A 26480-nucleotide genomic window follows, 5' to 3' on the forward strand; every position below is an offset into this window, starting at 1 on the left:
TTTCCAGCGCTGAGCATCTAAAGTCACCGCATGGTAATCAGACGAAATAACGTGCGCATATTCGGGTCGGGCGAGCGCACGATGGTGTTCGCACACGGGTTTGGTTGTGACCAGGCCATGTGGCTGCCTGTGGCTGAGAAGCTGCAGGAAGAGTATCGGATCGTCCTGTTCGATTACGTCGGATCGGGCCAGTCGGATTTGTCAGCATATGACAAGGACCGCTACTCCTCGCTGGAAGGCTATGCGCAAGATGTCGTCGACATTGGACGGGAACTCGGGCTGACCAACGCTATTTTTGTCGGCCATTCCGTAAGCGCCATGATTGGTGCCCTGGCAACGATTGCGGCGCCGGAACTCTTCTCCGACCTGATTATGGTTGGCCCCTCTCCGCGCTATCTCAATGCTGACGGGTATACCGGTGGTTTTGAGGAACAGCAGATCGAGGAATTGCTACAGTTCCTCGAGGATAACCACATGGGCTGGTCTGCAGCCATGGGGCCGGCCATCATGGGGAACCCTGACCGCCCCGAACTCGGCGAACGGCTGACTAACAGTTTTTGCGCAACCGATCCTGAGATCGCCCGGCAATTTGCGCGCACGACATTCCTGTCGGACAACCGTGACGACCTGACGAAAATTCCGGCTCGTACGCTCGTCCTGCAATGTAGCGATGACATTATCGCCGCAGAATCGGTGGGCCGATATGTTGCAGACAATGTGCCGAATGCCGAATTCGTCATGCTCGATGCGAGCGGACATTGTCCCAATTTGAGCGCTCCGGACGAAGTGACCGAAGCGATCCGCTCCTTTGTCTGAATCGGTTCCGGATCTCGATCTCCGCGACCTGTTCGAGAATGCTCCTTGTGGCTACGTCACACTCGACGACCAAGCCCAGATCATGCACGCAAACGCAACTTTGCTCGAGTGGATCGACTGTGAGGCGGATGAGGTTGTCGGCCGCCGAGTGCATGAATTGCTCGGGATGGGAGGCAAGATTGCATATGAGACGCACATCGCGCCGCTCTTGCGGATGCAGGGTTTCGTTCACGAGATCGCGCTTGATCTGAAGACCCAGGACGGCAGTTTGGTCCCGGTCATCGCCAACGCTTCCGAACGGCGCTCTCCCGAAGGCTCGCTACTGCTTACGCGGTTGACTATCTTCAAGTCTGTTGATCGCCGCAGGTACGAACGCGATCTGTTAATTGCGCGACGCAAGGCTGAAGAGGAAGCGAAACGGCGGGAAGATGAGGCCGTCTTGCGCGAACAATTCGTCGCGGTCCTTGGCCATGATTTGCGCAATCCACTGGCTGCGGTTCAGGTTGGCAGCAAAATGCTGGAGTCAAACCACGACGACCGTGAGCGCACGGCGCTGATCATTGCGGAAATTGGTGCGGCCACTTCTCGCGCGCTCGACCTTGTGAAAGATGTGATGGATTTTGCGCGCGGGAGGCTGGGTTCATCATTTCCGGTCGAATTGGAGCGCAGCTCGACCTTGCAGGAAGCGATCGAACATGTGGTGTCCGAGGTACAAATTGCTCACCCGGAACGCGAAATTAGCTACGACATCTCCGTCACCAAACCTGTCGATTGCGACGAAGCCCGGATATGTCAGTTGTTTGCCAATCTCGTGTCCAACGCCTTGCAACACGGCGACACTGAAACTCCCGTAGAAGTGCGAGCCTGGATCGAATCTGACCGATTTCATGCGGAAGTTGCCAATGCCGGCGCGCCCATTCCTCGCGAAATTCTGAAAAACCTTTTCCAGCCTTTCCATCGTGGGAAGTCGTCACGCAACCGCGATGGCCTCGGGCTCGGTCTCTACATCGTCAACCAGATTGCCGAGGCGCATGGTGGCGAGATGTCGGTCCTTCCAAAGGATGGAAAAAACGTATTCCGTTTCGAAATGCCGACCCGGCAGAAATCCATCGACGATTCCGATCCGGGCTGATCTCGCGAGTTCAGCTTACTCCGGCAGCCTTCAGCAGCGCTTCGGTACTTGGATCGAAGCGTTCTCCGCCTGCCTCGATTTTCTTCGCGATTTCTTTGCCCAGCTCGACGCCGAACTGGTCAAACGGATTGATATTCATCAGCACGGCATTCGCGAAGGTGCGGTGTTCGTGGAACGCGACCAATGCACCAAACGTCGTCGCGTCCAAGTCATCGACAAGGATCGTTGCTGAAGGCCGATCACCCGGATAGTTGCGATGCGGATCGTCGCTCGACTTGCCTGCCATCAGGGCCGCGCCCTGCGCAAAACAATTCATCAGCAATATATGGTGATGCGCTGCATCCAGCGTATCGCCTGCTTCGACGCTGGCGATGAAATCAACCGGGATCAAATGGGTGCCCTGATGGAGGAGTTGGAACACCGCGTGCTGTGCATCGGTGCCAACCCCGCCCCAGGTAATCGGCGCTGTAGGCTCTGTCGGATGGCCTTCGACCGTCACGCTCTTGCCGTTCGATTCCATTTCGAGCTGCTGGAGGTAGTCTGGCAACAACCGCAACCGCTCGTCATACGCGAATACGGCGCGGGTCTGCGCGCCCTTGATCCGGGAGTAATACAGATCGGCAAAGGCCGCGCGCAGCGGTAGGTTTTTACGCCCATCAGTGTCGCGGAAATGCTCGTCCACGCGGGCCGCTCCATCGAGTATAGCCTGGAAATCTTCCCATCCCACGGCGATGGCCACCGGAAAGCCAATTGAGGACCAAAGCGAGTACCGCCCGCCCACACTTTCCGCGAAAGGCAGGATGCGCGTCTCATCGACGCCCCACTCCACCGCCTTTTCCGGCGCCGCAGTGAGCGCGATAACGCGTCCGGTGGAATCCTCCACACCGCTGTCAGCCAACCATTTGAGCGCGCTTTGCGCATTGGTCATCGTCTCGATTGTGGTGAAGGTCTTTGATGCGACCGCAATGAAAGTCGTCGCCGGGTCGCACGCCTCGAAGGCCTCCTCAAGCGCCACACCATCAATGTTGGAGACGACATGCACATCCACCACTGGCAGGTCACGCGCCAGTGCATCGACCGCGAGCGCCGGGCCGAGTGCGCTGCCACCGATCCCGATATGGATGAGGTGCTTGATCTCCCCGAATGCACCTTCGTGCATTGCACCGACCATCAGACGCATCCGTTCGCGGAGCGCATCCGCTTCCTCGACGCTGCTTTCCTTGCCCACACCGCGCAGCGCAGAGTGTTCTGCCGCCCGCCCCTCGGTCGGGTTGACGACTTCGCCGGCAAACAGTTTTTCGCGCATGTCATCGAAGCCGCAGGCCAGTGCCAGCTCTTCGAAATCGCTAAGCAAATCGTCCGTTAAATGGGTCTTGGACCAATCGAAAAGGATGCCCGTCGCGACGTCCCCACGGGTAAGCTCAAGCCGCGCCGATAGCTTCTCGACCCGCTCCGGATCGTCGGCAAACAGCTCCTTCAGAGAAGGATCCTGATGCAAGGTAATCTTTTCCCAGGCTTCATTGCATGTCACGGCCACAAGTCATGTCCTCTCAGAAAGCGTAATTACCATATCGCGCTGCCCCCTTCCCGTTTCCATTGCAACCCCGCATTTTCACCGCAACGCGGACCGATTTGCTTGACGCGAAGGGCTAGGCACAACATGAGCTTTGCCCGATGACAAACGAGCATATCAGAGAAATCCAGGAACCCGCATCTGCAAAGGCACTCGCCGCAGAACCGGACAAAACGGCTGAGAAAGAGGACTGGAAGAGCTTCAGCATCTTTCTCGTCAAATTGGTGATCGTGGTGCTGATCTTCCGCACACTGTTCTTCACCAGCTTTAACATTCCATCCGAAAGCATGATGCCGCGCCTGTTGGTGGGCGACTATCTGTTCTCGCAAAAGTGGTCCTACGGCTATTCGCGCTTCTCGCTTCCCGGCAGCCCGGACATCGGCGACGGACGCGTTCTCGCCAGCCTGCCGGAGCGGGGTGATATCGTGATTTTCAAGCACCCGATCGATGAATCTGACTACATCAAACGGGTAATCGGACTTCCGGGCGACAGCGTGCAAGTGATCGAAGGCGCGCTACACCTCAACGGTCAGCCAGTCGAACGGGTTGCTATCGAGGATTTCATCCTCCCGATCGTCGCTGACGGGCGTTGCAGCAGGCCCCGTTTCCGGACCGAGCTTGCCGATGGTTCGGCCGCGTGCCGCTATCCGCAATTCCGCGAAACGCTGCCCAATGGCGTGACATACAACATCCTCGATTTCGGCCCGGCCGATTACAACCCCATGCTCCAACTGGACCCGGACAACACAGCGCCGGTTATCGTGCCCGAAGGCAAGCTGTTCCTGATGGGCGACAACCGCGACAACTCGCTGGACAGCCGCTTCCCATCGCAGGTCGGCGGCGGGATCGGTCTTGTTCCCGAGGAAAATCTCGTGGCAGAAGCGAGCTTCATGTACTGGTCCACTGATGGCAGCGCCGAGTGGGTGAAGCCCTGGACCTGGTTCACTGCGGCACGCTGGAGCAGGATGTTTCGCGGAATATGAGCAGGCTTGGCGCAGAGACACGCCGCTGGCTTGAATCGCATGGCTTTACCGTAGGCAACAGCGAACTTTGGCTGGAAGCACTTACGCATGGCAGCACCGGCGAACCGCGCGACTATCAACGCCTGGAGTTCCTGGGTGATCGAGTGCTGGGTTTGACGATAGCCCACTGGCTTTACGCCGAGGCACGTTCGGACGAAGGCAGAATGGCACAGCGTCTTAATGCGCTGGTTTCGAAGGGATCGTGTGCCACTCACGCCCGCGAAATCGGTGTTCCCGACCACGTCCGCATGGGCAAGCAGGCGCGCGACGATGGCGCGCATGACAGTGACAATGTGCTCGGCGACATCATGGAATCGCTGCTCGGCGCAAATTTCCTCGAAGCCGGTTTCGACGCGACGCAGGACCTTATCCGCAAACTCTGGCGCGGCGCAGTGGATGGCGCTGCGGGAAAATCGAAACATCCCAAATCCGCGCTGCAGGAATGGGCCGCAGGCAATCAGCGCCGCCCGCCTGAATATACAGTAGTAGCAACCGATGGACCGGACCACGCCCGCCGTTTCACCGTGCGGGTGAGCGTGCACAAGGTCGGCGAAGTAGAAGCGACGGCAGGCGGCAAGCAGGAAGCGGAGACGCAGGCTGCCCGGCTGTTCATGGAGAAATTTGGATGAGCGATAAAGAGGCAACGAAATGCGGTCTGGTCGCCGTGATCGGCGCGCCGAACGCGGGCAAATCGACGCTGGTCAACCAGCTTGTCGGCCAGAAGGTCGCGATCACTTCGGCGAAGGCGCAAACCACGCGCGCGCGACTGCTCGGCATTGCGCTGCATGGTGCCACGCAGATCCTGCTGGTGGATACCCCGGGTATCTTCGAGCCGCGCCGCCGCCTCGATCGCGCCATGGTGAGCGCCGCGTGGGAAGGTGCACAGGCTGCCGATGCGGTCGTGCTGCTGGTCGATCCGGTGAAGCAACGCCGCCACGAGCTGATGCCGCTGCTGGAATCGCTCAAGAACCGGCCGGAACGCAAGATCCTCGTGCTCAACAAGGTCGATGTTTCGAAGAAAGAGCCGCTGCTCGAACTTGCACAGGAAATGAACGCCGAGGTCGATTTCGGCGAGGTCTTCTTCGTTTCCGCCCTTACCGGAGACGGCGTGCCCGAACTGAAGGATCGCCTCGCCGAGATGATGCCCGAAGGTCCGTGGCACTTTCCCGAAGACCAGGTCTCGGACGCGTCAGAACGCCTGCTCGCTGCCGAAGTGACGCGCGAACAGCTTTACCGCCAATTGCACGAGGAATTGCCCTACGATGCCGCTGTGCGGCCCGAGAGCTATACCGTCCGGCCAGATGGCAGCGTCGAGGTGCGCCAGCAGATCGTGATCGCGCGAGACAGTCAGAAGCCCATCGTGCTTGGCAAGGGGGGCCGCCGGATCAAGGAAATCGGCGAGGAAGCGCGCAAGGAATTGAGCGAGATCCTCGGCGTGAAGGTGCATCTCTTCCTGCACGTGAAGGTCGACGACCGCTGGTCCGAAAACCGCGAGGTCTACGAGGAAATGGGGCTCGACTGGGTCCGGTAAGGCACGACAGGCGCAGCTTGGCTAACGCTTCTTAGCCACCGCAATCTTGTTCTTCTTGGCGAAGTCACGCGTCGATTCCTCGCTCCGGTTGAGCGACTTGGCGATCTGCTTCAGCCCCTGACCCTTGGAGGCGAGCAGTTTCAGCTTGCCCGCCTCTTCGGCATTCCAGGGCTGCTTGTGGCGTTCGAAGCGTTCTTTCGCCATCAGCTTTTCACTGCAGCTTTTTTCTTGGGTGCTGCTTTCTTCTTTGCAGCAGCCTTCTTCTTTGCCGGAGCCTTGCGCTTCTTCTTTGCTGGACCTTTCGCTGCCTTTTCCGCGATCATTACCAGCGCCTCTTCCAGTGTAAGCGCGTCCTTGTCCTTGTCCTTGGGGATCGTAGCGTTGACGTTGCCATCGGTGATGTACGGACCATAGCGGCCATCCATCAGCTTCACATCGTCACCCGCCTCGGTCTTGCCGAGCACCTTCAGCGGCTCGCGGCTGCCGCGTCCACCACCCTTGCGATTGGCGGCTTCGGCCAACAACGTGACAGCAGCGTTCATGCCTGTCTCGAACACATCGCGTGTTGATGACAGCTTCGCGTATTTGCCATCGTGGCGCAGGTAAGGGCCGTAGCGGCCAATGGCAGCTTCGATTTCCTTACCCGTTTCCGGATGGGCGCCAATGATGCGAGGCAGGTCGAGCAACTTCACCGCCCATTCGAGGTCGAAATCATCGACATCCTTGGGGATGGAGGCACGTTTGGCTTCCTTGCCCTCACCCATCTGCACATAGGGACCAAAGCGGCCTGATTTGCGTTCGATCGGGTCGCCCGTTTCCGGGTGTTCGCCCATGACGCCATCGTCCGATCCGTCGTCACCGCCGGGTTGACCGAACTTACGACGGAAGCTGCATTCGGGGTAATTCACACAGCCGATGAAAGCCCCATAACGGCCACCGCGCAGGTGCAACTCGCCGCCTTCGCGGCCTTGCTCTGCGCACAGCGGACAAAAGCGCGGCGGATTGCCGTCTTCGCGCGGCGGGAACAGGAAATCGGCGAGGAATTCGTCGAGCACTTCGGTTACTTCCGAAGGTTGGCGCTCCATGACCTCGTCACTCTTGGGCTTAAAGTCGCGCCAGAAGTTCTCGAGCAAGGCCTTGTACTGTGCGCGGCCGCCGCTGACTTCGTCCAGCTCGTCTTCCAGGCTGGCGGTAAAATCATAGGCTACGTAGCGGGGGAAGAACCGTTCCAGAAATGCTGTCAGGAGACGGCCCGAATCTTCGGCAAAGAAACGGTTTTTCTCCATCCTCACGTAATCGCGGTCACGCAGGGTCTGGATTGTCGAGGCATAGGTCGACGGACGTCCGATACCCAGTTCCTCCAACCGCTTGACCAGCGACGCTTCCGAAAAGCGCGGCGGTGGCTGCGTGAAGTGCTGCGTGGCTTCGACATCCTTCTTCGCGGGCGCATCACCCTTGCGCATGATCGGGAGCAGGTTGTCATCGTCATTGTCCGACGTGTCGTCGAAGCTTTCCGAATAGACGGCGAGGAAGCCCGGGAATTTCACCACCTGTCCGGTGGAGCGCAGTTCGTGCTGCCCGGTCGGATCGCGCATCGTGATCGTCGTGCGTTCGAGCTGCGCCGTGGCCATCTGGCTCGCCATCGCGCGCTTGAAGATCAGATCATACAGCTTGGCCTCGTCACCCGATCCGGCGCGGTCCTTACGGAAATCGGTCGGGCGGATAGCCTCGTGCGCTTCCTGCGCATTCTTGGCCTTGGTTTTGTAGAAGCGCGGCTTTTCTGGGCGATATTCGTCGGCAAATCGATCGGCTATGGCATCGCGCGCGGCCATGATCGCGCTCATGTCCATGCCAACGCCATCGGTACGCATGTAGGTAATCGCCCCAGCTTCATAGAGCGACTGGGCACAGCGCATCGTATGGCTGGCGGAGAAGCCGAGTTTGCGAGCTGCTTCCTGTTGCAGCGTCGAAGTGGTGAACGGCGGCGCAGGGCTGCGCTTGAGCGGCTTGGTCTCGACTTCCTCGACCGTGAAGCGACCATGCTCTACAGCAGTCCTGGCAGCATCAGCAGTGCCCTTGTCGCCGATGGAGAGCCGTTCCAGCTTCTTGCCCTCGAAACGCACCAGACGGGCATCGAAAGCGGTGCCATCGTGCTCCATCTTGGCGGTGACAGACCAATATTCCTGCGGAATGAAGAGTTCGATTTCACGCTCGCGCTCGCAGATCAGGCGCAGCGCCACCGATTGCACACGACCGGCAGATTTCGCGCCAGGCAGCTTGCGCCAAAGGACGGGGCTGAGCGTGAAGCCGAACAGGTAGTCCAGCGCGCGTCGACCCAAATATGCGTCGATCAGGTCTGTATCGAGCTCTCGCGGGCTTTTCATCGCCTCTGTGACGGCAGCCTTGGTGATGGCGTTGAACGTGACGCGCTCAACCTCTGCGGGCAGCGCCTTGCGCTTCTTGAGCAGTTCCAGCACGTGCCAGCTGATCGCTTCGCCCTCGCGGTCTGGGTCGGTCGCGAGGATCAGGCGGTCGGATTTCTTCGCCGCATCGGCAATCGCCTTCACCTGGCTGCGGTTGCGCTGGTCCGAGTAGACTTCCCAGTCCATCGCGAAATCCTCGTCCGGCCGAACGCTGCCATCCTTGGGCGGCAGATCGCGGACATGGCCATAGGATGCGAGGACCTTGAAGTCCTTGCCCAGATATTTCTCGATTGTTTTCGCTTTGGCGGGGGATTCAACGATGACGAGCTGCATGATGGTCCGGGTCTGTCCTTACACGTGTACGTACGCGCGAGGGTGAAGGCTTCGCGAGATTCGTCAAGCGCATGATGGCGGGTCGGCCTCAGGTCAAGCGAACACTTGGGTCAAGCTATTGGTATCGTCGCTCAACTGGCGGTAGGTGGCGATCGACAGACCCATCATTGCGACCGGCAGGAGGTGCATCGCCAACCACGCAAGGGCTGACTGCGATCCTCCACCTGATGGGAGAATTGCCTCCCCGATCCCGGCCAGCGCGATGAAGACCACAGTCCACAACACCCAGAACACCAGATAACCCACCACCAGTTGGCCGGTGTTGAATTCACTCGCGCGCCAGCTGTCGCCAATCGCTTCGAACACATTGCGATCACGGGCCACGAGGTAGGTCGGGGCCATGATCCACTTCGCACCCAGCAGCAGGCCGGGGATGACGAGGAATGCGAAACCGACATAGATCGCAAAACCCAGCATCAAGGTCATGCCGACAAAGCCGAATATCCGTTTCCGATCATCCTGTAGCAACCCCGCCTTGCGCAATATCGCCTGGTAGAGGAAATATTGTCCAAGGAAGAAGACGAGGAGCGAGACAATCGCCACGATGCCCCTGACCTGGCTGTTGATTTCGGCAAGAAGCGCGAGCGCGAGCAGGCCGCCAAGGTACAGGGCCACTTCCCGCTTCACAGAAGCCAGCACGGCAAAGCTGTCCCTGATGAGCAGGCCGAGATCGACACGTTTTTCCTGAATATACGACATCAGATCAGATCAGGAGAACACTTCTCGGACAGCCTCGTTGCCATCGCTAAGCAGGAGATAGATCGCGATCCCGAATGCCAAGAAGATCGCGTTGGAGAAGGCTTCCAGAAATGCTGACACATAGATGAGCACGGTCAGACTAAGAGTCCCGAAAATCCCTCCGATAACCGCGCCGATCACCCCCAAACCTAGCAGCAGGATTATCGCGGCAAAAAATATCTGCCAGCCGCTTCCCTTGGTTGCCTCGAAACTTGCGCCAAGCGACTGGGTGACGCCTTTCTCACCCGAGATAAGAAAACCGGATGCCGCCGACCATCTGACCATCAGTATGATGCCGGGAATAATCAGCAGGATCAGGCCCGCCACGAGGCCGAGGAACGACAAGATCGACATTCCGAGATAGAGCCACACATGCGCAACACCGCTCGATTGCCTGCCGCTCGCTTCGAGATAGCGTCGCATGAGGAAAAACCCGGCGATCCAGGTGACCAGGCTGAGCGATAAGTCGAACAGCGCCGCCGCAAGCCCTCCAGGGACCGAGGCGGTCATATCGGAGGCAAATTCCATCGCGATATTGGTGGTTAGCGCGAGGGCAACGCCCAAGGCACCAAGCCCGCCGATCAGCAATACGAACACTGCGACATCTCGCCCGGCAGATGAAACCGTTTCAGCAGTTCGACCGAGAATTTCGCCAATATCGAGTTGGCGCCGTTCATTCATTTCGTGTCCCCCGAATTCAGGCCAAGCTGACCTTGCCCCCTGCATGTCTCACCAGTTTGCCAGCGATTTCAAGCTCCAGCAGCGCCATTTGCACGGCTCCTGCGCTTTCCCCCGACTGACGGATCAATTCGTCCACCGGCACCGGCGCAGTTGTCAGCAGGCCCTGGACGTCGGCAGGGTCCGCTTCGCTCATGTCGTCAGGCATGAAGTCATAGGCGGGCGCGGTCTCGCGGAAGGATGAGCGCGGCACTCCATCGAAGCCAGAAAGCAGTTCAATCACGTCTTGCGGATCTTGCACGAGCACGGCGCCTTCGCGGATCAGGTGGTTGCATCCATGGCTGCGGGCTTCCAAGGGGCTTCCGGGTATAGCCATGACCTCGCGCCCCGCCTCTCCTGCGAGGCGAGCGGTGATGAGTGATCCTGACTTCTTTGCAGCCTCGACTACCAGCGTGCCAGCGGCGAGGCCGGCAATGATGCGGTTGCGCTTGGGAAAGTGCTGGCCGCGTGGCTCCGTGCCCGGCGCTTCCTCGGCAATCAGAAGGGCGTCGCTGGCAATCTGTTCCTGCAGCTTGGCGTGTTGGGGCGGATAGGCGATGTCGATACCGCTCGCGATCACGCCGATCGTGCTGGGCATCGATCCTTCGTGACAGGCGCCATCAACGCCGCGTGCCAATCCGGAAACGACGGTGAAACCGCCCTCCCCCAATTCACGGGCGAAATCGCGCGCCAGCTTGATAGCTGCGGCAGAAGCGTTTCGCGCCCCGACCATGGCAACGCAAGGCTTGTTTGCCAGCGCCATATCACCGCGCACAGTTATGATAGGCGGCGCATTTTCCATCTGCGCCAGAAGCGCTGGATAATCCGGCATGTCGTGAAAAACGTACCGGGCACTCGCCTTGCGCGCCGCCGCAATTTCTCGCTCCACGCGCTCAACTGGTGCGGGGCGGTAATCACGTTTGGCACCCCGCTTGGCAAGATCGGGAAGCGCGTCCAGCGCCTGTGTCGCGGAACCGAACCGGCGCAGCAATTGTGCGTAGCTGACCGGGCCGATGTTGGCGGAACGTAGCAGCCGGATGCGCGCAAAGGCTTCATCCTGCGTAAGCGCGGGTTTCGGTTGAGCGGCGGTTGCGTTCACTTCTTGCTGCCGACCCTTGGTTCTTCACCCTTGGCCAGCCGTCCGAGATTGGCGCGGTGGAGCCAGATGATGAGCGCCGCGATCAACACGAGCACTGGAACAAAGGATTCGAAGCCCAGAACCACCGCAGCGATCGCAGCGGCCACTACAGCACTCATCCCCGCGACAGAGGAAATGCGGATTATGGCCAGCACGGCGATCCAGACCAGCGCATAGGCAAGGCCGATCTGCCACGCGAGGCCGAAGGCGACGCCTGCATTGGTGGCAACGCCTTTGCCGCCCTTGAAGTTGAGCCACACCGGAAAACAGTGCCCCAACACAGCACCGATGGCCGCCAATGGCACCGGTCCCCACGCTGCCGCTGGCATTTCGGTAGGCGAAGTTTCCATCTGAGCGGCAAGCAAGACCGGGACCAGACCCTTGAGCAGATCGAGAAACAGCGTTCCCGCAGCCAAGCCCTTGGAACCGGTCCGCAAAACGTTGGTCGCGCCGATATTGCCCGATCCGATATTGCGGATATCGCCCTTGCCCGCCGCTTGCGCCAGCACGAGGCCAAAGGGGATCGAACCGCACAGGTAGCCGATGATTAGCGCGAGAAAGTGATCCATGCGCCAACCTTAGCCATTCGCCAGACGCTTGTGAAAGCACAAACTTGTCGAAATCGGAGGAAGCCTATAACTGCTTGGGTCGCATGGACATAACGCCTTCATCCCCCATCCTGCTGTTCGATTCGGGCCTTGGCGGATTGTCCGTGCTGGCGCAGCTCCGCAAGATCCTTCCAGAAGCTCCGGTCATCTACGCCGCCGACACGGCCGGCCTGCCCTATGGCGAAAAGACCGAGGCAGAGATTGCAGCTCGCGTTGCCGGTCTTCTGGGCCGGATGAGCGAGAGGTTCGCGCCGCGTCTCGCTTGCATCGCCTGCAACACTGCCTCCACCATCGCACTGGGCATGGTGCGCGATGTGCTGCACATCCCGATTGTCGGCACTGTTCCGGCGATCAAGCCCGCAGCCGCGCTCACCAGGACAGGCACGATCGGGTTGCTAGGCACGGCGGCGACTATCCGCCAAGCCTATGTCGATGATCTCGAGGCCAGCTTTGCCAATGGCAACCGCCTGATACGCCACGCAGCGCCCGCCTTGGTCGGCGCCGCCGAGACGAAATTGCGCGGCGGCAGACCCGCAGAGGCTGTCGTTGCCGAGGCTGTGGCAGGACTACGCAACCAACCCGGCGGCGAGGAGATCGATACGGTTGTGCTTGCCTGCACCCATTTCCCCCTACTGGAAACGGAGCTACGCGCAGCAATGGGTCCTGATGTGCATTTCATCGACGGATCGGAAGGCATCGCCCGGAGGATTGCTTCGCTCACAATGGGCCAGCCGTTCGACGCCAAAATTGCCGCGAAAGCCGTGGTGACAGGAGAACTGGACCCCGCGCTGGCCTCCGCACTCGCGCCATACGCAATATCCGACATCACTCGCTTCTAGTCCGGGATCTCATTCACGACAGCATTGATCCAACCCGTTGTTGCGAACGCTTCGCAAACTTCGCACTTCAATCTGGCGGATTACTTGCCTAAATGCCCCCTGACTACCGGTCGCAAGATGGACATGCGACGTTACGCGGGGCGAAGCCTTGAATTACGACCAGATATTCGACCAAGCGATTGACCGTCTTCATTCCGAAGGCCGCTACCGCGTGTTCATCGATATCCTGCGCAATAAGGGCGCATTCCCGAATGCGCGCTGCTTTGCCGGTCACAATGGTCCCAAGCCAATCACTGTGTGGTGTTCCAACGATTACCTCGCCATGGGGCAGCACCCCAAGGTGGTGGAAGCCATGGAAGCGGCGCTGCACGACGTTGGTGCTGGCTCTGGCGGCACACGCAACATCGGTGGCAACACGCATTATCACATCGAGCTAGAGAAAGAGCTGGCGGACTTGCACGGCAAGGAAGCCGCGCTGGTCTTCACCAGCGGATACGTCTCCAACGATGCGACCTTGTCCACGCTCGCCAAGCTGCTGCCCGGCTGTGTGATTTTCTCTGACGAACTGAACCACGCCAGCATGATCGCAGGCATTCGCAATTCGGGCTGCGAGAAGCGGGTCTTCCGTCACAATGATCTCGAACACCTCGAAGAACTGCTCGCAGCCGAGGACGAGGCGACACCCAAGCTGATTGCCTTCGAAAGCGTTTATTCGATGGATGGCGATGTCGCACCGATCCACGGAATTTGCGACCTGGCAGAGAAATACAACGCACTCACCTATGTCGACGAGGTCCACGCCGTGGGCATGTATGGCGAACACGGTGGCGGCATTTCAGAGCGGGACGAGGCTGCCCACCGGCTCGACCTGATTGAAGGAACGCTGGGTAAGGCCTTCGGTGTGATGGGCGGCTATGTCGCATCCAGCCGCAAGGTCATAGATTGCGTGCGCTCCTACGCGCCGGGCTTTATCTTCACCACATCGCTCAGCCCTGTGCTGGTGGCCGGTGTGCTGGCAGCGGTGAAGCATCTCAAGCAATCGAGCGAAGAGCGCGAGGCACAGCAGCGCAATGCCGCCGCTCTCAAGCACTGCTTCCGCGAAGCCGGCCTGCCGGTAATGGAATCCACCACTCATATCGTACCGCTGATGGTGGGCGATCCAGTGCGTGCCAAGAAGATCAGCGACATTCTGCTCGCCGAATACGGCGCCTATGTGCAGCCGATCAATTTCCCCACCGTCCCGCGCGGAACGGAACGCCTGCGCTTCACCCCGGGCCCGGCCCACACCGAAGCAATGATGGCCGATCTGACCGAAGCGCTGGTCGAAATCTGGGGACGGCTCGAGCTGGAATTGCAGCAGGCTGCTTAACTCGCCAGCAGTCGTGGGAGGCCTCGATTGACCAAGCCTGCTTCGCCCGACTTTCGACACCGCACGCCGGATGATCTCCGCGCGGTCCTCGACAGCGATCAATCGCTGCTCAGTCGCTGGAAAAGCCTGACTCCGCTCGCTCGCAACGAATGGACCTGCTGGATGATTTCGGCAAAGCGGGAAGACACCCGCACCAAACGCCTCACCCGGCTCAAGGAAGATCTGCACGCGGGCAAACGCCGCCCTTGTTGCTGGCCGGGCTGCCACCATCGCAAGGAATCGGCGCGCAAACGGGTCGAAGCTTAATTGCGAAAACCCCTAGCGGGCTGCGATTGCGGAAGCGATAGCCGCGGCGCGAACGTATGGTTGAGCCTCGACCAGTGCAAATCCCGGAGCGTTCTGAGCAAAGTGGCGTAGCCAGCGGGCATGGCCACTTCCGACAACTACCAGCACACGATCCCCCGGCTGCGCGATCGCCGCAAGTTTCGCGAACATCTTGGCATTGCGCATATACCAGTAGGCATTGAGTTCGGCACCGGGTTGTTCATCGCCGTTTCCGACAGGAAGCATCGCGTAATAGGTCGCATCATGCATCCCCTCCACTAACGCCGGATCATTGTGGAAGAGCAACGATTCAGCGACTGACCGCTCGGCGAGGAGCGCCTGCTGCTCACTGATTTTCGCTTGCGTCCGCGCAATGGCGGATTCAATGATGTGGGCCTGACCGTTCGCTTGGGCAAATTCCATCATCGGCACGAACGGGAAATAGTCCGGTTCACCCTCGCCCGGCTGTTCGTCGAATCCATAGACCGCCTCATGGTCGAGCATCATCGCGAGACGAAACCCGATCTGGACCGATTCACTGTGCGTTTCGCCAAGCATTTGTTCGGCATTGGCAAATGCCGGCAATTCATATCCCGGTGCCAGTGCCTCGTCCTCCAGTGCAATGCGATCCGGTGCCCACTGGGCGAGAGCTTCGGCAAGTATGTGCAATTCCCGCTGGCGATCCTCTGCCAGCATATCGGGCGATTCCATATTGATCACGTCGGCGCCCGGATTGGCGAAGTGGTAAGACCCGACAATCATGATCTCGACCGTCGCAGGATCTTCTCCTGCCGCGACGTTTTCCTGTGCATGGGTGGGCACTGCAACCAACAAGGCGGCTGCGAAGGTGACTAGGAATTTTCGCATTTTGTTACTCCCGTGACGGTCAGGAGGGTAACCCACTCGAAAGTCTATGCAAGCGCTTGAAGCCTAACGCAGACTCACCACATTGTCGCTCGCGCGCGGATCAGGGCGGTCACCGCGGTACAGGCTCGCCATCGGCTCGTCGGAGACGATCGCTGCCTCGGTCGCACCGAAGCCGTTAAAAGCCGTCTTCATCGCAGCACCGTAAGCGCCAAGCATTCCGATTTCGAAGTAATCGCCAGCCTGGATGTCTTCGGGGAGTTGGAAGGGACCCTGCATGTAATCGGCATCGTCACAGGTCGGCCCGTAGAAGGCGAATTCGCCGAGCGGCTTGATCAGATCGTCCTCGAGCGCGCGCACCGGAAAACGCCAGTCGACATGCGCGGCATCAAACAGCGCGCCATAGGCACCGTCGTTGATATACAGTTCATTATCACGGCGTTTTTCCACGCGCACGATGATGGAGGAATATTCGGCGCACAGCGCCCGCCCCGGCTCGGCCCAAAGTTCTGCCGAATACGAGATCGGCAACGCCTCGAAATGGCGATGGATGAGCGCGAAGTAATCTTCCAGCGGAGGCGGTTCCATTCCGGGGTAGACGCTGGGAAAGCCGCCACCGACATCGACAATATCAACCGTCACCGCAGCTTCGGCAATCGCTGCACGCACGCGTTCCAGCGCCTGGACATAGGCAAAGGGCGTCATCGCCTGGCTACCTACGTGGAAACAGATGCCCAGCGCATCGCTGTGCTGGCGGGTGGCCTGCAACAATGGCGCCGCATCGGAGAGATCGATGCCGAATTTCGAGGCCAGCGATAGCTCCGAGTGCTCTGAGGACACGCGCAGCCGTACGAGCAGGTTGAGATCCCGCGCCGGCTTGCCTTCATCATCCGTCGTGGCGTCCACGATCTTTTCCAGCTCTTCGAGAGTATCGAGGCTGAAGGTCTTCACGCCGTGTTCGAAGTAAGCCTCGCGGATGGCGCGCGATGTCTTCACTGGATGCATCAGGCACAGCACCGCATCGGGGAGCAATCCGCGCACCAGCCGCACTTCCGCGATGGAGGCGACATCGTAGTGCGACACGCCATTGTCCCACAGGATCTGGATCAGATCGGGTGAGGGATTTGCCTTGACGGCATACATCGACTTGCCCGGGAACTTCTCGACAAAGAAGCGGGCTGCGCGCGCCGCGGCGTGCGGGCGAGTAAGGATAACGGGTTCGTCCGGCGCAAGCGCCTGAACTACAGCCTTGGCGTCAGGAAATTCGTGCAACTCAAGGGACCCCCTAAGGCTTTAAACCAACAAGTAGCTGCCTTGCGGTGGGTGTCCCTTGGGGCAGCGGAAGCGCGCATATAATGCGCCGCCGCGAAATCGCAAGCGGAAATGCAGGGTCTACACAATCAGGCAAAATCGACGTCAGGCACCTGATCAACAACACCCTTTTCGCTATCGTCGAGCCGGTGGAAATCGGCTTCCTGAAAGCCCAGCATTCCGGCAAACATGACGGCAGGAAAGCTCTCGCGACCGGTATTGTACCGCGATACCGCCGCATTGAGAGCGCGCCGTGCAGCAGCCAGTTTGTCCTCTACATTTGCCAGTTCGCGCTGGAGTTCCTGGAAATTGGTATTCGCCTTGAGGTCCGGGTAGGCCTCTCCGAGCGCGAGCACCTTGTCCAGCGCAACGCGCAGCGCCGCTTCGTCCTGCGAATTGACCGAGCCGCTTGCTGCCTGGTTGCGCGCCGCGATTACGGCTTCCAGCGTCTCTGCCTCATGGGAGGCGTAGCCCTTCACGGTGCTCACCAGATTGGGGATGAGATCATGCCGCTGGCGCAATTGCGCATCGATATCGGCCACGCCCTGATTGACGTTCTGCCGCAGGGCCACAAGCCGGTTGTAGATGCCAATCCCAACCACCAGCAACACGCCAATGATGACAATCAGGACAATCAATTCCATCGGTGAATTCCTTCCCCTACCCCTGTTGGCGCATTGTGTGCCATGAATGCCGACCATCGGAAAGGGGTGAAGGGGGATTCGATGATAGAGCGGCCGGACATCGACGCCTTGATGGCAGGGCCGCTTGGCCAATGGCTTTCGGAACAGGAAAGCGTTCGCGAGGAAGCGAAAAAGAGCACCTGGAACCGCCGTTTCGTCGTCCTGCTTGTCCTCCTGCCGCTTGCCGCATTCGTCTGGATCACCTTCCGGCTCGATTTTTCCCCGGTCGTGTGGGTTACCGCGGTCCTCGGTATGCTTGGATTTGCCTGGGCGCAGGGCCCGGTCAAGCGCGCGGTCAGGACTGTGAAGGTGGGCATCAACGATGCCATCGCCGAAGCCCTCGATCTCGAATACCTCCACGATTGTGATGGCGGCCAGCCCTTCGAGCTTGCGAAGGCCTGCAAACTGCTACCAAAGCACGATCGTGCAAATTTCGAGGACCAGTGGAGCGGCCACTTTGGTGAAATCCCCTTTTCGCTGCACGAGTGCCATCTTGAAGAGCGCCGCGGATCGGGCAAGAACCGCCGATGGGTGACGGTGTTTCGCGGTATCGTGATGAGCGTGGGCTATTCACGGCGTTTCCACGGGACGACATTGCTGCTGCGTGACAATGCCTTCCGCAGCTTCTTTGGCTCCAAGAAGGACAGCGTGAAGGTAATCGGCAAACAGCTCGACTTTGCCGACATGACACACCCCGATTTTGAGGACCGTTTCGACATCTACACCAGCGACCAGACCGAGGCGCGGCACCTGATCGACCCGCTCTATGTAGAGCGGCTCATCGCGCTCGAGCGCAGCTACCGCGGCGAGGACGTGGCCACCATCTTCCACGAAGGCAGCCTCGTCGTCACGCTGAAGACCGGCAACATGTTCGAGAGCGGCAGCATCGAAGCACGCGATGACCGTCGCCGTATCGAAAAGACCGTCGACCAATTCGCCAATATCGCCGCGCTCGCCCACGAACTGAACAGCCGCGAGCCGCTGACGCAGCGTTAGCTCTTGTCGAACAGCTTGGCCCAGCGGCGCTTCTCGCGGGTCTTCCACGCTTCACGGTGATAGGCGTCGCTGGCGAGCAACGGCATGACGCTGCCGGCTTCGGCAAACACCATCTGTTCGATCCCGGTGTTGACCTTGCCCCAGCTTGCCGCCTCTTGCAGCGTGGAGGAAGAGCACGCTCCGTCGCGCACATCGGCAACGGTGATCTGGATGGCGTATTTGTGCACGCTGACGTCTTCATGGCCAAGGATTTCGGCGCAGACGACGGTATCCTGGATGAAGTTCTTCGGCACGCCGCCGCCGATCATCAGCAGGCCGCTTTCGCCGCCCTTGATCTTGATGTCGGTCAGTTCGCGGAAATCGGCCACCGCGTCGATCATCAGATAGGGCTCGCCCTTTTCCATCTGGTCGACCTGGTGCTTCACCAGGCCAAAGCCGGCCGAGCTATCGACAAAGGCCGGGCAGAAGATCGGCACGTCATGTTCGTAGGCGAGCTTGACGAGGCTGTTTTCCTTCTTGCCGTGTTCGACCAGATATTTGCCCATTTCACGTATGAATGCGCGGCTGGAATAAGGCCCTGGAGGCAGGTCATTGGCGATCTTATTGATCGTGAAATCGCAGTCCTGAAGCTGTTCTTCATCGATGTAGGTATCGTAAATACGGTCGATATAGAGCGAGCGCAGCGTATCGTCGTCGGGAATTTCCTTTGCCTGATAATGCTTGTGACCAAGCCCCTCGAAGAAATCCATGTCGACGATGGTCGCGCCCGTCGCCACGACGCAATCGACCATGTTGGAACGGATCAGTTCCGCATACAGGTCCATGCAGCCGCCCGCGCTGGTGGAGCCGGCGATGACGAGAAAAATGGTGCAATCCTTGTCCTCCAGCATCTGGTTGTAGATGCCGGTGGCGCGCGCGAGATCGCGGCTGGTGAAGCTCATCTTGCCCATCGATTCAATGATCGGGCGCGCGTCGAAGCTGGTGATGTCGATATGCTCGACCTCGGTCGAAAGCAGTTCCTTCTTGCGCGTGTCGTTGATCGCCGATGTGCTCATTGTCATTTTACTCCATTGGATACTCCGGTTCTAACACCGGGCGTAATCTCCCCGTTCCCCAAAACGCGGCAAAAGTGAAGAGGCGAAGCTAATTTGGAGCACATGGAGCACAGTCCTGACCACGAAAAAAGCTGACCGCTTCATCGCTTCCAGAGATTGCAGCATCAAAGGGCGAAAAATTGGTGGAGATTGGCATCATCAGTGCACTGCCCGGCTTCCCTTGGTGTAGGATAACGCGCACAAGCCTCGCGATGACTGAGCACACTATTGATCGCGTCCCGACACGCGAAGGCGTAATCGAAGCGGCCGCGAAAGTCGCCGCAATCCTTCCCCCGACCCCGTTGCTGCCGTTCGAGCATGACGGGCGTACGATCTGGGCAAAGGCAGAGTGCCTGCAGCCCATGGGCGCTTTCAAGATTCGCGGCGCGTGGCATCGACTTTCTGCCCTGTCGGACGATGAACGGGCGCGCGGCGTTGTCGCCGTATCCAGCGGCAATCACGCGCAAGGCGTGGCCTGGGCAGCGCGCAGGCTGGGTATTGACGCCACGATCGTCATGCCCGCCGATGCGCCGCGCGTGAAGCTGGAGCGCACGAAGGAATACGGCGCGCAGGTAATCACCTACGACCGCCACACCGAAAACCGCGAGGAGATCGCGAAGAATATCGCTCGTGAAAAGGGCGCGACCTATGTCCACGCGTTCGGCGATCCGTGGGTGATCGAAGGACAGGGCAGCGCCGGAATCGAGATTGCGACACAGTTGGAAGCGCAAGCCGATCGAAAGGTCAGCCGCATCATAGCCTGCTGTGGCGGCGGCGGCCTGTCCTCCGGACTTAGCCTTGCTTGCCCCGATGCATCGGTCGTGCCCGTGGAGCCCGAGGGCTGGGACGATATCTGTCGCAGTCTGGAAAGCGGCGAAATCCAGAACGTCGGAAGCAATCCGCCACCGACCGCCTGCGATGCCTTGCAGACCTTCGCGACATTCCCGATCAACTTCGCAGTCCTGTACAGGAATTGCCGCGAATGGGCGCGCGTATCCGAAAGCGAAATCCGAGCAGCACAACGCTTTGCTTTCTCGCACTTGCGTTTGGTGGTTGAACCGGGCGGCGCGGCAGCGTTGGCGGCAGTTCTGGCAAACAAGGTGCAGGTTGATGACGCTACTGTTGTGATGATCACGGGCGGCAATGTGGATGCAGCCTCCTTCACGCAGGTAATCGGGGATTGCAATTAGGTTGCAATTGACAATCTAAATTCCGCAAAGCACCTTCCGCAGCACAAATACGGAGGGGATAAGCATGAGCACCGAAATTCTCGCGCCCGCTGCCGCGTTGGCGATCTGGTCCATGATCATGTTGTTCTGGATGGCCGGAACGCGCTTCCCGGCGATGAAGAAGATGCGCTCCGAAAAGGGCAGCAGCGGGATGGTGAGCAAATCGCGCGCTGGTGGACGCGGGCAGGACCTCGAAGGCCTCATCCCCGATAATGTGAACTGGAAGGCGCATAATTACACCCATTTGATGGAACAGCCGACGGTGTTTTATGCGGTGGTCATCATCCACGCCATAGTGGGCACGTCACAGCTCGATCTGTGGCTGGCCTGGGCTTATGTCGCGCTTCGTGTCGCGCATTCGCTGTGGCAGGCTCTGGTGAACACGATTCCGGTGCGGCTGATGATCTTCACCGTCTCCAGTATCATCCTCCTGATGCTGTCCATTCACGCGCTTATCGCCACGATATAGGGGGCCGCCATGGCAATCCTGCAACCCGTTGTCGCCTTGCTCGCCTGGACCATGGTAATCTGGCTGTGGATGTATGCAACACGGCTCCCGGCCATGTCGGCAGCCAGGATTGATCCGGACAGTCTGGCGCTTGATCCGGATGCGTCTCTCGACAAGCTGTTATCGCCGCAAGTCCAGTGGAAGGCCCACAATTACAATCACCTGCACGAAGCACCTACGCTGTTTTATGCAGTCGCGCTTGTTCTCGCCCTGCTCCATTCGCAAACAGCGGAAGCGAATGCGGTTGGCGCTGGCGCGGCAGTGTGGCTCGCGTGGGTTTACGTCGCGTTCCGCGTGCTGCATTCGCTGGTGCAGGTGACGATCAACAAGGTCCTGCTGCGCTTCAGCCTGTTTAGCCTGTCACAGATCGCGTTGCTGGCCCTGATCGTCATTGCAGCGATGGGCGTGTCCAACCTCTAGGGGTTAAGGCCTAGTCCGCCTTTCAGCCCTTCGCGAACAGCGTCTGCCATAAGGTAGCGAACGCTGACCGAAGGAACCCACTGACATGGCACATATTCTCGTCGTCGATGATGACGACATTGTTGCCGAACATGCTGCGCAGGTCTTGCTTAATGCAGGAATGGCGTGCGGCTGGGTGTGCGACACCAGATCCGCCATGGAGGTTCTGGCGAAGCGAAGGCCCGATCTCATCCTGCTCGACCAGAATATGCCGGGCGAAAATGGCACCACGCTTCTGCGCCGCTTGCGCAATTCATCGCGATATTACGATATTCCGGTAATCATGCTGACCGGCGTACAAGGCGTGCGGGAAGAACACATCGCCTACTACAACGGCGCGCAGGACTATATCCGCAAGCCTTTCAGCGAGAAAATGCTGGTTTACCGGGTCAGGCAGGCCTTGCGCTCGCGAGAGGGTCGGGCCCGGAAGAGTGTCCGGGCGAGGATGACCGATTATGAAGATGCTCCGGCACTGGTGCCCCGACCGATACGGGCGATCTGAGCGGCGAGCCCCTTAGGAAGCGATATTCGTCAGGTCGGAAATAAAGTTTTCCGTCCAGCGGTGCACGTTCTCATCGCGCACGGTGACGATCAGCTTTTCGTACCGCGCCTTGCGCTCGGCCAGCGGCATATCGAGTGCCAGGTGGATATTGTGCGCCAGGTCATCCGCGCTGTGGGGATTGATGAGCAAGGCTCCCTCCCCGTCGCAATCCATCTGCTGGGCAGCGCCGGCGAAGCGGGACAGGATCAGCACGCCGGGATCTTCGGGATCCTGCGCTGCAATATATTCCTTGGCGACAAGGTTCATCCCGTCACGAAGGGGCGTAACCAGCCCGATCTTGGCTCCACGGTAGAAGCCGACCAGTTCTTCCTGGCTATAGCCGCGGTTTACATAGCGGACGGGCACGAGGTCGACATCGGAACGCGCCCCGTTGATCTGTCCGGTCTTCTGCTCGAGCGTGGCGCGGATGTCCTGGTAGCTGCCGATATCTTCCCGGCTGGGCGGCGCGATCTGGATGAAGACGAGGTCGCGCACCCGTTCGGGATGGCGATCGAAAAAGCGTGAGATGCCGTCAAGACGTTCGGGCAATCCTTTGGAATAGTCGAGCCGGTCGACCCCGATCATCGCGGTGCGGTCCCGCGTTGATGCAAGCAGGCGTTTGTGGGCGGCCTGCGCTTCCCTCGTCTCTATCTTGCTGGCGAAGAAATCGAAGTCGATACCGATGGGATAGGCACGAGCTGTAATCGTGCGTCCGTCGAGAGTGATTTCCCCCGTTGTATAGTCGACCTGCGCGCCAAGCTCCTTCCAGCAGTAGTGCAGGAAGCTGTCGAGCCAGGCATCACACTGGAAGCCCAGCAAATCATAGTGCAACATCGCCTGCACAAGTCGCTCGTGATAGGGCAGGGAAACGAACAGGTTTGTCGGCGGCCACGGCGTGTGGAGGAAGAAGCCGATCTTGTTCTTCACCCCCATCGAGCGCAGCCGTTCGGCCAGCGGCAGCAGGTGGTAATCGTGGACCCAGACCTGGTCCTCCGGCTCGATCAGCGGCAGCGCACTGTCCGCGATGCGTTCGTTGACCCGTTCATAACCCTTGCCGTATTCGCGTTCGAACTTGGTCAAGTCGATGCGGTAATGGAACAGTGGCCACAGCGTCGAATTGGCGTAGCCGTTGTAATACTCCTCGACATCCTGGTGTTCGAGATCGATCGTCGCGGTCGTCACTCCATCGACGGAGCGGGTGTAATTGATGCTGCCGGTAAACTCGTCGATCTCCTGCCCGGACCAGCCAAACCAGATACCGCCATTGGCTTTCAACGCCGCGTTGAGGGCCCCCGCGAGCCCGCCCTGCGCGCCTGCGACCCCGCGCGCCTTGGGAACGGCAACGCGGTTCGAAATCACGACAAGTCTTGGCACTTTTCCCCTGACTGTCCGCCTCTAGCGGACTGTGTTCCAGCTCTTCGATAAAAGGCCGGCACAATTGATTGTTCCTACCAGAGAATAGGTCTGCGGGAAATTGCCCCACAACTCGCCTGTCTCGAAGTCCATGTCCTCCGATAGCAGACCCGATCCGGTGCGGTGGCCGAGCATGGTCACGAACAGCTCGCGTGCCTCGTCCTTGCGGCCCATGAAGGCGAGCGCTTCGATCAGCCAGAAGGTGCAAATGTTGAACGCAGTCTCGGGCGCGCCGAAATCATCCTCGGCGGCATAGCGCAGCATGTGTTCGCCGCGCCGCAATTCACGTTCGATCTGGGTGAAAGTCGACTGGAAGCGCTCGTCCTCCGGATCAATGTAGCGCAGTTCGAGCAATTGCAGCAGGCTCGCGTCGAGGTAATCGCTTTCGAAGCTGGCTCCGTAATGGCCGCCCTCACCGTTTGCCTTCCACGCCTTCTCCTCGATGGTAGCGCGGATCGCATCGGCCCGCTCGCGCCACAACGCCGCGCGATCTGCCTTTTCGAGGTATTCGGCAACGTTTGCCAAGCGATCGCACGCCGCCCAGCACATGACCGCGGAATAGGTGTGGACTTCCTGCCGGGTGCGGAATTCCCACAGTCCGGCATCGGGCTGGTCGTGCATTTTCCAGGCGGTTTCGCCCACCTCTTCCAGACTGGCGAAATCGCCTTCGTCCGCTATGCGCAGCAGCCGCCGGTCAAGGAAGCCTTGTGCGGTGGGTAGGACGATCTGGCCGTAACAATCGTGCTGGATCTGCTTGTACGCCGCGTTGCCGACGCGCACCGGACCCATTCCGCGATAGCCTACGAGATAGGATGCAGTCGTCTCATTCAGCTCGCTTTGGCCCATGACCGAGTAGAGCGGCTGGATCTGCCCTCCTTTCGAAGCGTCAACTATGTTGCGCAGATAACCGAGATATTTTTCCAGCACATCAAGCGCGCCGAGCCGGTTGAGGGCCTGCACCGTGTAATAGGAATCGCGTATCCAGCAGTAGCGATAGTCCCAGTTCCGCTCCGAATGCGGAGCTTCGGGAATCGAGGTCGTCAGCGCCGCGACAATCGCTCCGGTTTCCTCGTGCTGGCACAGCTTGAGCGAGATGGCGCAGCGGATGACTTCATCCTGCCATTCGTAAGGTGTTGCCAGCCCGCGCGACCAGTGCTGCCAATACTTGCGTGTCGACTGCTCCATCCGGCGAATTTCCTCGCGCAGATTGCCGACGAATGGCTCATCGGGGCCGAGGAAGAAATGTGTATCGTCCTCGATCCGGAAGTACCGGTTTTCGTTGATATAGCCAACCGGAGCGTCGGTCGACAGGCGCAGCGCCTGCGGGCCGACTAGGTAACGGATATGGTTGGTGCCGCTGGTCGTTTCGGCAAGCGAGGCGCCGTAGTTCTTCATCGGGCGCAGGACCACGCGGATACGCGGGTTGCCCGCCGCCGGGCGCACGATGCGCGACCAGGCTACAGGGCGATACATTCGCCCCAGACCTTCGTAACGCGGACAGAAATCGAGGATTTCAACCGCGCTGCCATCCTCGGCTTCAAGCCGGGTTAGCAAAATAGGCGTGTTGCGGATATATTCCTGCGTGGCGCTGACCTGGCCATCGAGCTCGAACCGCCAGACGCCTGCGTCCTGGTTGTCGCCGTTCATCAGCGCGCAGAATACCGGATCGCCATCGACGCGTGGAACGCATCCCCAGACAAGCGCGCCGCTCCTGTCGATCAGGCCGGAAACCTGGCAATTTCCGATGGGCCATAGCTCGAGGCTGCTGGAATGTTGGCTGTTGGCAACGGCGTCGCCGGTGAGTGCGTTGGTCTTTTCTGTGTTCACAATTCCAACCAATGGTGCACTGCAGCAGGACGCGCAAGGGCATATTTGGCATTCTCGCTTGGCCGCTCTCCGACAGCCACGCCGAAACCGCCCAATTCCACCGCTGCCCGCATACCATCTTCGTCGGTGACATCGTCCCCTACGAAGATTGGCCGTGCGCCTGCGAATTGCGGTGTCTGCATGAAGGCGCGCACTGCCCCCGCCTTGCCATCGCCACGCGCAACAAGTTCGATCACACGCTTCCCGCGCTTGACCTCAAGATCATGGCGCGCGGCGAGCTCCTTCGCAAAAGCTACGCCCTTGTCCTCGAGCGCGGGATTGGCGCGGAAATGCAGCGCGGCTCCGTGCGGCTTGTCTTCTCGCACTACCTCATTGGCAGCCGCGAAATCCGCAATTTCCCGTAGGACCTCGTCCGGCAGCCCGTCGGGCGTGTCACCGATGGGCTGCCCGTCGGCCGAGCGGCAGTCGGAGCCATGCGAACCGGCGCAAGCAATCGTCACGGGACCAAGATGCCGCTCCAGATCGCTGATCGCACGTCCGCTGATAAGCGCCACACGGCCATCGTAACGCGCAGCGAGCGCCGCGAGGCGTGTCGCCATATCGCCGGGGACTTGGATCGAGTCGGGGGTGGGCGCGATGTCGACCAGTGTTCCGTCGAAATCGAGGAAGATGGCGACAGGCCCGTCGGCGGAGAGTTCAGCCGGAGCGGGCGGCGGCGGAAGGTCATGCACCGTCATCGCAGCCACGGTTGGACGATCACGGCGCACAGGTCAATTGCTGCGCTTCCTTCATCACAGACCCGCTGCGTCATTGGGGTGCGAGCATTTTTCGCAAGCCAAATGCTCGCAATACGCCTATGGCCGGTCCGAGAAGAGCGGCGCCGCCTGCGCCCGCCCCCCAAATCGCTAGCTGACAAGCTGCACGGCGCACCC

General features: G+C 59.7%; 27 protein-coding genes. 13 read left to right on the forward strand and 14 right to left on the reverse strand.

Features of this window, described 5'->3' with window-relative positions; genetic code table 11:
• The first annotated feature begins 30 nt into the window (after positions 1–30).
• Together AAC850_RS00285 and AAC850_RS00290 are read left to right on the forward strand one after the other, a co-directional pair.
• Positions 31–816 carry an alpha/beta fold hydrolase gene (locus AAC850_RS00285; RefSeq protein WP_340586214.1) on the forward strand — a complete coding sequence of 262 codons (786 nt, stop codon included), beginning with the start codon at positions 31–33 and terminating at the stop codon, positions 814–816.
• Entirely contained in the window at positions 809–1948 is a 1140-nt protein-coding gene (locus AAC850_RS00290; RefSeq protein ID WP_340586215.1) for a PAS domain-containing sensor histidine kinase, read from the forward strand. Before AAC850_RS00285 ends, AAC850_RS00290 begins: the two co-directional genes overlap by 8 nt.
• A gap of 10 nt (positions 1949–1958) precedes the next feature.
• On the opposite strand, the gene pgi is transcribed toward AAC850_RS00290, so the two are convergent.
• The gene (gene pgi, locus AAC850_RS00295; RefSeq protein WP_340586217.1) at positions 1959–3485 is read right to left on the reverse strand and encodes a glucose-6-phosphate isomerase; all 1527 of its coding nucleotides are present in this window, start codon (positions 3483–3485) and stop codon (positions 1959–1961) included.
• 137 nt (positions 3486–3622) lie between these two features.
• Here pgi and lepB point away from each other — a divergent pair, with 137 nt between their 5' ends.
• Genes lepB through era form a run of 3 tightly spaced genes read left to right on the forward strand, consistent with a single transcriptional unit; the run spans position 3623 to position 6074 of the window.
• Entirely contained in the window at positions 3623–4504 is an 882-nt protein-coding gene (gene lepB, locus AAC850_RS00300) for a signal peptidase I (RefSeq protein WP_340586219.1), read from the forward strand.
• Positions 4501–5172 (forward strand): ribonuclease III, encoded by a 672-nt coding sequence (gene rnc / locus AAC850_RS00305; RefSeq protein ID WP_340586221.1) that lies wholly within the window; start codon positions 4501–4503, stop codon positions 5170–5172. The genes lepB and rnc overlap by 4 nt, the downstream gene beginning before the upstream one ends.
• Positions 5169–6074: a GTPase Era gene (gene era, locus AAC850_RS00310; RefSeq protein ID WP_340586223.1), complete on the forward strand. Its 906-nt coding sequence runs from the start codon at positions 5169–5171 to the stop codon at positions 6072–6074. Before rnc ends, era begins: the two co-directional genes overlap by 4 nt.
• A gap of 21 nt (positions 6075–6095) precedes the next feature.
• Here era and AAC850_RS00315 read toward each other — a convergent pair whose 3' ends face one another.
• The 6 genes from AAC850_RS00315 to plsY form a co-directional block, all read right to left on the reverse strand.
• Positions 6096–6278, reverse strand: a complete 183-nt coding sequence (locus AAC850_RS00315; RefSeq protein ID WP_340586225.1) for a hypothetical protein — start codon at positions 6276–6278, stop codon at positions 6096–6098.
• The gene (gene topA / locus AAC850_RS00320; RefSeq protein ID WP_340586227.1) at positions 6278–8830 is read right to left on the reverse strand and encodes a type I DNA topoisomerase; all 2553 of its coding nucleotides are present in this window, start codon (positions 8828–8830) and stop codon (positions 6278–6280) included. The genes AAC850_RS00315 and topA overlap by 1 nt, the downstream gene beginning before the upstream one ends.
• Positions 8831–8923: 93 nt before the next feature.
• The gene (locus tag AAC850_RS00325; protein ID WP_340586228.1) at positions 8924–9589 is read right to left on the reverse strand and encodes a hypothetical protein; all 666 of its coding nucleotides are present in this window, start codon (positions 9587–9589) and stop codon (positions 8924–8926) included.
• A 9-nt stretch (positions 9590–9598) separates the two neighbouring features.
• Positions 9599–10309 (reverse strand): hypothetical protein, encoded by a 711-nt coding sequence (locus tag AAC850_RS00330; RefSeq protein WP_340586230.1) that lies wholly within the window; start codon positions 10307–10309, stop codon positions 9599–9601.
• A gap of 16 nt (positions 10310–10325) precedes the next feature.
• Complete coding sequence (gene dprA, locus AAC850_RS00335; RefSeq protein WP_340586231.1) at positions 10326–11444, reverse strand: DNA-processing protein DprA; 1119 nt, start codon at positions 11442–11444, stop codon at positions 10326–10328.
• The gene (gene plsY, locus AAC850_RS00340) at positions 11441–12052 is read right to left on the reverse strand and encodes a glycerol-3-phosphate 1-O-acyltransferase PlsY (RefSeq protein ID WP_340586232.1); all 612 of its coding nucleotides are present in this window, start codon (positions 12050–12052) and stop codon (positions 11441–11443) included. Before plsY ends, dprA begins: the two co-directional genes overlap by 4 nt.
• A gap of 83 nt (positions 12053–12135) precedes the next feature.
• Between plsY and murI the strand changes: the two genes are divergently transcribed.
• From murI to AAC850_RS00355, 3 genes are all read left to right on the forward strand, one after another.
• A complete protein-coding gene (murI, locus tag AAC850_RS00345; protein WP_340586234.1) occupies positions 12136–12930 on the forward strand; it encodes a glutamate racemase in 795 nt (264 codons plus the stop codon).
• Between the two features lie 148 nt (positions 12931–13078).
• Positions 13079–14299, forward strand: coding sequence for a 5-aminolevulinate synthase (hemA, locus tag AAC850_RS00350; RefSeq protein ID WP_340586237.1), 1221 nt, complete (start codon positions 13079–13081; stop codon positions 14297–14299).
• A gap of 27 nt (positions 14300–14326) precedes the next feature.
• On the forward strand, positions 14327–14605 hold the full coding sequence (locus tag AAC850_RS00355) for a YdeI/OmpD-associated family protein (RefSeq protein WP_340586238.1): 279 nt from the start codon (positions 14327–14329) through the stop codon (positions 14603–14605).
• Positions 14606–14617: 12 nt separating this feature from the next.
• Here AAC850_RS00355 and AAC850_RS00360 read toward each other — a convergent pair whose 3' ends face one another.
• The 3 genes from AAC850_RS00360 to AAC850_RS00370 form a co-directional block, all read right to left on the reverse strand.
• A complete protein-coding gene (locus AAC850_RS00360; RefSeq protein WP_340586240.1) occupies positions 14618–15490 on the reverse strand; it encodes a DUF5694 domain-containing protein in 873 nt (290 codons plus the stop codon).
• Positions 15491–15553: 63 nt separating this feature from the next.
• Positions 15554–16759 (reverse strand): type III PLP-dependent enzyme, encoded by a 1206-nt coding sequence (locus tag AAC850_RS00365; protein WP_340586242.1) that lies wholly within the window; start codon positions 16757–16759, stop codon positions 15554–15556.
• Between the two features lie 128 nt (positions 16760–16887).
• Positions 16888–17442 carry a LemA family protein gene (locus tag AAC850_RS00370; RefSeq protein ID WP_340586244.1) on the reverse strand — a complete coding sequence of 185 codons (555 nt, stop codon included), beginning with the start codon at positions 17440–17442 and terminating at the stop codon, positions 16888–16890.
• Between the two features lie 81 nt (positions 17443–17523).
• Here AAC850_RS00370 and AAC850_RS00375 point away from each other — a divergent pair, with 81 nt between their 5' ends.
• Positions 17524–18477 (forward strand): DUF3137 domain-containing protein, encoded by a 954-nt coding sequence (locus AAC850_RS00375; protein WP_340586245.1) that lies wholly within the window; start codon positions 17524–17526, stop codon positions 18475–18477.
• On the opposite strand, the gene AAC850_RS00380 is transcribed toward AAC850_RS00375, so the two are convergent.
• Positions 18474–19532: a 1,9-bis(guanidino)-5-aza-nonane synthase gene (locus AAC850_RS00380; RefSeq protein ID WP_340586247.1), complete on the reverse strand. Its 1059-nt coding sequence runs from the start codon at positions 19530–19532 to the stop codon at positions 18474–18476. The genes AAC850_RS00375 and AAC850_RS00380 overlap by 4 nt on opposite strands.
• Before the next feature lie 251 nt (positions 19533–19783).
• Here AAC850_RS00380 and AAC850_RS00385 point away from each other — a divergent pair, with 251 nt between their 5' ends.
• The 4 genes from AAC850_RS00385 to AAC850_RS00400 all read left to right on the forward strand — a co-directional run bounded on the left by AAC850_RS00385 (position 19784) and on the right by AAC850_RS00400 (position 22269).
• Positions 19784–20761: a threonine ammonia-lyase gene (locus tag AAC850_RS00385; RefSeq protein WP_340586249.1), complete on the forward strand. Its 978-nt coding sequence runs from the start codon at positions 19784–19786 to the stop codon at positions 20759–20761.
• A 64-nt stretch (positions 20762–20825) separates the two neighbouring features.
• A complete protein-coding gene (locus AAC850_RS00390) occupies positions 20826–21269 on the forward strand; it encodes an MAPEG family protein (protein WP_340586252.1) in 444 nt (147 codons plus the stop codon).
• Positions 21270–21278: 9 nt separating this feature from the next.
• Positions 21279–21728, forward strand: a complete 450-nt coding sequence (locus tag AAC850_RS00395) for an MAPEG family protein (protein ID WP_340586254.1) — start codon at positions 21279–21281, stop codon at positions 21726–21728.
• An 85-nt stretch (positions 21729–21813) separates the two neighbouring features.
• On the forward strand, positions 21814–22269 hold the full coding sequence (locus AAC850_RS00400) for a response regulator (RefSeq protein WP_340586257.1): 456 nt from the start codon (positions 21814–21816) through the stop codon (positions 22267–22269).
• A gap of 12 nt (positions 22270–22281) precedes the next feature.
• On the opposite strand, the gene AAC850_RS00405 is transcribed toward AAC850_RS00400, so the two are convergent.
• Genes AAC850_RS00405 through otsB form a run of 3 tightly spaced genes read right to left on the reverse strand, consistent with a single transcriptional unit; the run spans position 22282 to position 26285 of the window.
• Complete coding sequence (locus AAC850_RS00405; RefSeq protein ID WP_340586259.1) at positions 22282–23682, reverse strand: alpha,alpha-trehalose-phosphate synthase (UDP-forming); 1401 nt, start codon at positions 23680–23682, stop codon at positions 22282–22284.
• A gap of 21 nt (positions 23683–23703) precedes the next feature.
• Positions 23704–25548, reverse strand: a complete 1845-nt coding sequence (locus AAC850_RS00410; RefSeq protein WP_340586260.1) for a glycoside hydrolase family 15 protein — start codon at positions 25546–25548, stop codon at positions 23704–23706.
• The gene (otsB, locus tag AAC850_RS00415) at positions 25545–26285 is read right to left on the reverse strand and encodes a trehalose-phosphatase (protein ID WP_340586263.1); all 741 of its coding nucleotides are present in this window, start codon (positions 26283–26285) and stop codon (positions 25545–25547) included. Before otsB ends, AAC850_RS00410 begins: the two co-directional genes overlap by 4 nt.
• Between the last annotated feature and the right edge of the window lie 195 nt (positions 26286–26480).

The organism is Erythrobacter alti (assembly GCF_037996805.1).
In the GTDB taxonomy this organism is placed as follows: Bacteria; Pseudomonadota; Alphaproteobacteria; order Sphingomonadales; family Sphingomonadaceae; genus Alteraurantiacibacter; species Alteraurantiacibacter alti.

What these genes read in the sequence shown, in the direction of transcription:
- AAC850_RS00285 (WP_340586214.1), top strand. Translation starts at nt 31, where the DNA reads ATGGTAATCAGACGAAATAACGTGCGCATATTCGGGTCGGGCGAGCGC.
- lepB (WP_340586219.1), top strand. Translation starts at nt 3,623, where the DNA reads ATGACAAACGAGCATATCAGAGAAATCCAGGAACCCGCATCTGCAAAG.
- rnc (WP_340586221.1), top strand. Translation starts at nt 4,501, where the DNA reads ATGAGCAGGCTTGGCGCAGAGACACGCCGCTGGCTTGAATCGCATGGC.
- era (WP_340586223.1), top strand. Translation starts at nt 5,169, where the DNA reads ATGAGCGATAAAGAGGCAACGAAATGCGGTCTGGTCGCCGTGATCGGC.
- AAC850_RS00315 (WP_340586225.1), bottom strand. Translation starts at nt 6,278, where the DNA reads ATGGCGAAAGAACGCTTCGAACGCCACAAGCAGCCCTGGAATGCCGAA.
- topA (WP_340586227.1), bottom strand. Translation starts at nt 8,830, where the DNA reads ATGCAGCTCGTCATCGTTGAATCCCCCGCCAAAGCGAAAACAATCGAG.
- AAC850_RS00325 (WP_340586228.1), bottom strand. Translation starts at nt 9,589, where the DNA reads ATGTCGTATATTCAGGAAAAACGTGTCGATCTCGGCCTGCTCATCAGG.
- AAC850_RS00330 (WP_340586230.1), bottom strand. Translation starts at nt 10,309, where the DNA reads ATGAATGAACGGCGCCAACTCGATATTGGCGAAATTCTCGGTCGAACT.
- plsY (WP_340586232.1), bottom strand. Translation starts at nt 12,052, where the DNA reads ATGGATCACTTTCTCGCGCTAATCATCGGCTACCTGTGCGGTTCGATC.
- murI (WP_340586234.1), top strand. Translation starts at nt 12,136, where the DNA reads ATGGACATAACGCCTTCATCCCCCATCCTGCTGTTCGATTCGGGCCTT.
- AAC850_RS00360 (WP_340586240.1), bottom strand. Translation starts at nt 15,490, where the DNA reads ATGCGAAAATTCCTAGTCACCTTCGCAGCCGCCTTGTTGGTTGCAGTG.
- AAC850_RS00370 (WP_340586244.1), bottom strand. Translation starts at nt 17,442, where the DNA reads ATGGAATTGATTGTCCTGATTGTCATCATTGGCGTGTTGCTGGTGGTT.
- AAC850_RS00375 (WP_340586245.1), top strand. Translation starts at nt 17,524, where the DNA reads ATGATAGAGCGGCCGGACATCGACGCCTTGATGGCAGGGCCGCTTGGC.
- AAC850_RS00380 (WP_340586247.1), bottom strand. Translation starts at nt 19,532, where the DNA reads ATGAGCACATCGGCGATCAACGACACGCGCAAGAAGGAACTGCTTTCG.
- AAC850_RS00385 (WP_340586249.1), top strand. Translation starts at nt 19,784, where the DNA reads ATGACTGAGCACACTATTGATCGCGTCCCGACACGCGAAGGCGTAATC.
- AAC850_RS00390 (WP_340586252.1), top strand. Translation starts at nt 20,826, where the DNA reads ATGAGCACCGAAATTCTCGCGCCCGCTGCCGCGTTGGCGATCTGGTCC.
- AAC850_RS00395 (WP_340586254.1), top strand. Translation starts at nt 21,279, where the DNA reads ATGGCAATCCTGCAACCCGTTGTCGCCTTGCTCGCCTGGACCATGGTA.
- AAC850_RS00400 (WP_340586257.1), top strand. Translation starts at nt 21,814, where the DNA reads ATGGCACATATTCTCGTCGTCGATGATGACGACATTGTTGCCGAACAT.
- otsB (WP_340586263.1), bottom strand. Translation starts at nt 26,285, where the DNA reads ATGACGGTGCATGACCTTCCGCCGCCGCCCGCTCCGGCTGAACTCTCC.